Annotated in this window: 2 protein-coding genes; both read left to right on the forward strand. The window is 27.0% G+C overall.

Annotation, left to right across the window (positions count from 1 at the left end):
* Window positions 1–304: 304 nt before the first annotated feature.
* Entirely contained in the window at window positions 305–1,045 is a 741-nt protein-coding gene (locus RI68_RS00600) for a hypothetical protein (RefSeq protein WP_017193332.1), read from the forward strand.
* 878 nt (window positions 1,046–1,923) lie between these two features.
* Window positions 1,924–6,345, forward strand: coding sequence for an AAA family ATPase (locus RI68_RS00605; protein WP_017193333.1), 4,422 nt, complete (start codon window positions 1,924–1,926; stop codon window positions 6,343–6,345).
* Window positions 6,346–6,479 lie beyond the last annotated feature (134 nt).

Consider the following 6,479-nt stretch of genomic DNA (forward strand, 5'->3'; position numbering starts at 1 on the left):
GATATAATTATAATGATATGTAAATATTTTTATTAGAAAGGTGTGAATATATATATATTAAATTTGTTCTAACTGGATTAAAATATTATTCCCTTCAAAGAGGGGCGAATTCATTTTTTTGAAATCAAGAAATTTTTTTATTCTATAAATGAGACAACTTTCTCACAAATTCCATAAAATGCATTTTTATGGTTTTTTTACTACATATCTATTGTTTTATACAATCCATTAAAGAGACAATTACAAAAATAATATTTTCATTTTTAGAGGATATTAATTTTCATTAGAAAGCATTAAAAAAAATATGTCAATTCAAAGAAAAAAGGTTTGGAAATATTTTGTCATCTTTCTAACCTTTTCATTAATAAGTCCTATATACGGAATCACTCCTTATCATAATAAACAACCAGAAACGAAAAAAACAGTTTCCCCTATTCTTTACCCTTCTATAGAAAAAATTAAAACAATGTTGCCGTTCAGCAAAAACGCAGCTTTTAATCAACGTTTATTAGAACATGTTATTAAAATGATTTTCGAACAAATAGACAAGGAATATTATAATTTTCAGGAAAAAGACAAGAAAAACATTGATTTTCTTTTTCAAACCTTAGAAAATTATAATATTGTAGAAGAGTTTAGTAATACAATTGCTACGACCGTTTTTGACCCTAATGAATATCTTTTTGTATTTGTCGGAAACGCCAATGATTTAAAAAATTATCAAACATATTTACAACATAAACAAAACAATTTTCAAGGCGGAAAAGGGTATTCTTGGCGCAATTGGCAACCAGCTAATATGATCTTTGTTTCTAAAAAACATATTCAATTTTTAATTGACACATTAAGTCAAGTGATGTCTTTGGAAGAAGTAATTAAAATCATAAATCAAAATCCTCTCGTTCAAAGTAGCGAAAGTTATAAAAAAAGTTTACAACCACAAATACAAGCTAACCAACAAGAAATAAAAAGATTAAAAGAAGAATTAGGGCGAGAAAGATGCCTAAATATCAGCATAAATAACGAAATGCTGGACCTGCAATGATGGTCTAACTCATATTTTCGGTCTATAAAACGAAAGAATTATAAATTACAGCAGAAAATAAAAGCGTAAATGAGGGTCATCCTTTGATCCAACCAGAAGACGCAAGAGCAAACGATCAACACGGATAACTTCTGAAAAGGAGCTAAGAGCAACCAAAAGGGTTACAAATACATAACTTGTAGATAAAAATAGCGTTATTGTCTTTTATATCAACAATTTTGAGGTCTTTTAACGTATTTTAATTCGTATGTTAAAATCATTGTCATCGTTCTAGATGATGGAGTTAATTCTCACCTCAAACCTTACCTGTCAGAAAATATTTTATGTCAGATAAGATATAATTGCTCAGGTCAGCTCGCCTAAATTGATTACGTAGATATTTTGAGTAACTTCTATTTCCCTAAAACAGAACCCTTTTTCAACTTGATAGTTGTTAAGGTTGTTGTCAAGGGAGAAGCAGAATCATAGTAGTCGTGAGAAATTGACAATTAATGCTGAAATGCATCAATATACTGACTCACCAAGGAGAGGGATAACGACCCTTACAAGGCGAAAGATGAAAAAATAGTAAGGCTATATTATTTTTTTTTAAAAAACATTTAAACTTATAAATGACTCCTATTTTTTTAAGAGAAATCAATATTAACACACTATTTTAACCGCCGTATGCTTGGAAACTTGCTCGTACGGTGGTGTGGGGGGCTTAGTGTAATAAACCCATTTTAAACGGTAAAACGCATTAATTCTATCCCGATGAGAAATATCAAGATTTATATACACAAAAACAAGTAATCATCAATCAACAAAAACATGAAATAAATCACTTAGAAACTAAAATACACTATCAAAAAGACCTTATTAAACGACAGGCACAAGATATGGACGACAAAATAAGAGAACTAAACACAGTTAAAGAACAATTGCTCTTGGCAAACCAAAATAATCTTTCCAACGAACAAGAAAAAAAAAAATTAATAAAAAGAATTGATCAATTAATTCAAAATATCAAAGGACAAGAAAATATTTTATCTTCCCAAGAACAAGAGATCGTTTCTCTTCAAAGAGCAAAAACAGGCATAGAACAAAGGTTAACAGAAGAAATTAGTGCAATCCAATCTCAACAAAAATTACAAAATGAAGAAAAACAAAGTTTATTGTCCTTTATCGAAACCCAACAAAACCTTTTAAAAGACAAACAAAAAAAATTAGATGAAACGCAAGAACAATTGAGTTCAACTCAAACAACCGTCGAAAGGCTTAATTTGTTAATGCAAGAACAACAAAATAAGTTGGATAATTATAAAGAAGACATCCTGTCTTTAAGAACGCAAATTTTTAATCAAAAAAACGATATTATCGCCAAAGATGAATTAATCCAACAAAAAATAAACGAGTTAAACGATAAAAACAAGGAATTAAACAAAAGAGAAAAAGAAAATAATCTTTTAGAAGAAGATAAAAATCGCTTAAATAACGAAATAAAAGATTTGAATCGTAATATTGATGCTCAAAGGGAAGTGTTATCGCAAAAAGCATTGACCATGCAACAACTGCAAAAAGATAAGACAGTTTTAGAAAATCAGTTGTTATCCAAAAAACAAGAAATCGAATCCCATCAAATTTTAAGCCAATACGAAAAACAAACGTTAATAGGGACCATTGATTATCAAAAAAGTATTTTAGCGGACAATCAAAAACAATTAGACGAAATGCAAGAACAATTAAGTGTTGCCCAAAAAAAGATTGAAAAACTTAATACAATAATTAAAGAATATAAAGAACAAATTGCTAAAAAAGAAGAAGATATTGTTGCCTTAAAAAACCAAATAAATGATAAAAGTGAAGAAATTAAACGTAATAATACAACAATTAAACAAAAAGTACAAGCTTTAGAGGATAAACAAGCTGAATTAGCCCAAAAAGAACAAAAAAACACTCTTTTAGAAGAAGAAAAAACCCGTTTAACTAATGAAATAAACAATTTAATTAGTGATATTGATTCTTTTAAAAATAAGTTATCTCAACAAGAAGAATCCATAGAAAAGCTACAAACAGATAAAGCGGTTTTAGAGAGACAATTGTTATCCAAAGAAGAAGAAATTAAACATCATCAAACTTTAAGTCAACAAGAAAAACAAATTTTACAAGAGTCAATTGATCATCAAAAAATTCTTTTACAAGAAAATCAAAACCAATTAAACCAAACTAAAGATAAATTAGATTCATCTCAAAAAGAGATAGAAAAACTTAAAAAAACCATCCAAGTTTATCAACAACAATTAGAACAAAGGCAAACTGATATTGATGAACTAAAAAAACAAATTACAGAACAAATTGCTAAAATAGATCAAAAATCAGAAGAAATTCAAAATAAAAATATTGAATTAGAGCGAAAGCAAACCCAATTAAGAGATGAAGAAAAACAAAATAATCTTTTAGAACAAGACAAAAATAAATTAAATGCAGAAATACAAACTTTAATGAGCGATATTGAAACTCAAAAACAAGACTTAACGCAACAAGAACAATCCATCCAAAAATTGCAAAAAGATAAAAATAATTTAGAAGAAGAATTATTGCTAAAAGAAATAGAAATTCAAACTCTTCAAACTTTAAGTCAAAAAGAGAAACATTCTTTGCAAACAACCATCAATCATCAAAAAAATATTTTAAAAGAGAATCAATCACAACTAGACAAAACTAAAGAAAAATTAAGAATTGCTTATTTTAACATTCAAGAACAAGAAAAAAAGTTAAAAAAAAACGATCAAGAATTTAAATATTTGAAAGAATTTTATGATAATACTTTAGATAAATTAGAAACCATCATTGAAAATTCACAAAAACAAAAAGAAAAAAGCGATCAATTTTTTGTAGGCAAATATCAAGAAATATTTGAATTAACAAAAAAAGAATTAAAAGATGAAGCCAAAGAAAGAATCAAATTAACACAAACAGAAACAGCAACTGCTAGATTTTTAAAAGATACTACTCGTTTACACAGTTTTAAAGATGTTATCGGAATGGAAAAGGAAAAAGAACAACTTTTAGAAAGTTTATCTTATTTAAAGAGTCCTGAAGAATATAGAAAAATGGGCGTTAAAAAACAACCTAGAGGAGTTTTGTTGTACGGACCTCCAGGCACAGGTAAAACATATTTAGCCGAAGCTTTTGCCAAAGAATCAGGATTACCTTTTTACGCTGTTACTTCTGCAGATTTTTCCCGAAGTTATGTAGGAGAAGGACCAAGAATTATAGAAAACCTTTTTGAAGAAGCGCGCAAACATTCTCCATGTATTATTTTTATCGATGAGTGTGAAAGTATTTTTAGAAAACGTAATACTGATGGTTTAACTTCAGACCATGGGAATATGATTTCCTCTTTTTTATCGCAAATCGAAGGTATTTATACAGATCCTGATAAAACTGTTTTTATTATAGCAGCCACCAACTTTAAAGATGAAATAGATATCGCCGTTTTAAGTCGTTTTAATAAACTGATTGAAATAAATTATTGGAAAGAAGAAGAGTTGAAAACTTTTGTTAAAATGATTTCTAAAAATTATAAATTAGATGTTCGTGCTTATAAATATTTAAACAACATTATAGAACAGATTTGTAAATTCGATAATCATTTTTTAAAATCACCAAGAAAAATAATTGAAATTTTAGACCAAGCGGCAGGGATAGCTATTGAAATGCATCGCCATTTAAACATTTTACCTATTGATGTACAATTAGCTTTCGATAGAATTTCACAATCAGAAACTTTAGTAGATTGGGAGAAACATACCCATGACAAACCTGATATGGCTTTTTTATCAACAATGAAAGAATATAAAAACATTCTTTTGAAACATCTTTTCAAAGATAGTCCTTTCTCCTTTTCTGAAAAGAAATATTTTGATTTAATCAATAATCATTATCAAAAATATCAAAAAGCCGGTTATAATAAATATCTAAGCAACGAAATAGAAAGTATTTCATTTTCAGATGATAAAGACAAAATCAAAAAAACATATAATGATGAAAACCCTTTGCCAGAAGGTTTATTAGGTGTTTATTTTGAAGATAAGGAAAATACAGACTCCACAAAAAGACGTTCAGAAATTCACAAAATTGACAGCTTAGAAGAAATTTTAAAAACGGGCATGAAAAAAGTTCATCAGATTTATTTAATTTGGGACTATGAAAAATTAAAAATCAATCAACAAACAGCACACATGTTAATAGATAAATTTTGCTATAAATATCCTTTTTTAAGAGGTGATGTTTTTTTTCAAACGCAAATCTTACAAAAAGCTAGAGAAATAGATAGTAACGAAGAAGAAATAGAACAATTTATTTTGAAATTTTTAGATGAAAATATTAAACAACCTTTAATAAATAATGTTTTTAGTCAAATAGTAGCTCAAAATCTTTTAATCGAAGAAAAAGATAAATTAGAAATTAAAAAGATAATTACGGATAAATTAGATTTTTTAATATTTTCTCCTCATATTTTGACTTTAGAGAAACTGCAATTCGCACTCCTGTCAGAAACTAAAACTTATTTAGAAGTTAACAAAAAACAAATATTAGAGCAACAAATAAACCGCATTATTGAAGAATTAAAATTAAATAATATGCTTTTTACTTCTCAACAGATCAATCATTTCCAAACAGATTTAAAAAAAGAAGTTTATAACGAATTAGTGAATTTAATGAAAAGAAAAAACCATCTTTCTTTAGACGAAGTCAAAGCCAATATTAAAGACAATTCCGCTTTATTAATAGATAGATTTTTTTATCAAATATGGCAAACAATATACCCTAAATTACATATTGAGATAGCGGAGTATGAAAAAAACTCTTTAATAACGATTCTACAAAACAAAGTTAAGAAAAATTTATTTTTTACCAATTTTTCTTTAGAAGAAATAGTTGATCTTTTGCAACAAGAAATAAATACATATGAAAATAATTTTGAAGAAAGGTTAAAAGAAAAAGTATCCGCAACGGTGCATAAATACATTTTAATCGATCATATTTTAGAAGAACAACCTAATACCGAAACCATCGAATTAATTTCTAAAGGGGCTTTTTTAGTAGCGCAAAAAGAATCGCAACAACCAGATGTTACCGAAAAGAAAATTCAACAAGAAATATATGATTTTATCAAAAATTATCGTATTAAAAATACTCATTCTTCTAAAATGTATACTTGGATTAAACATAATTTTTACATTATCATTTTAACTTTAATGATGTTATATGTTTTAATTAATTCTGCGAATAAAAATCAAAAACGCCACTATTAATTGCAAAAAATATTTTTCCTGGCCGTTTCTCTTTGAGAGATAACGGCTCTTTTTTTAATTTCTTAATAAAAATAAATAAATTTCTTCAATGATATTGTTTGATAATCGGTTAAAATATGTTATTATATTGTTAT

The sequence above is a fragment of the Vaccinium witches'-broom phytoplasma str. VAC genome (assembly GCF_000309405.1).
Taxonomy (GTDB): domain Bacteria; phylum Bacillota_I; class Bacilli_A; order Acholeplasmatales; family Acholeplasmataceae; genus Phytoplasma.

What these genes read in the sequence shown, in the direction of transcription:
- RI68_RS00605 (WP_017193333.1), top strand. Translation starts at nt 1,924, where the DNA reads ATGGACGACAAAATAAGAGAACTAAACACAGTTAAAGAACAATTGCTC.
- RI68_RS00600 (WP_017193332.1), top strand. Translation starts at nt 305, where the DNA reads ATGTCAATTCAAAGAAAAAAGGTTTGGAAATATTTTGTCATCTTTCTA.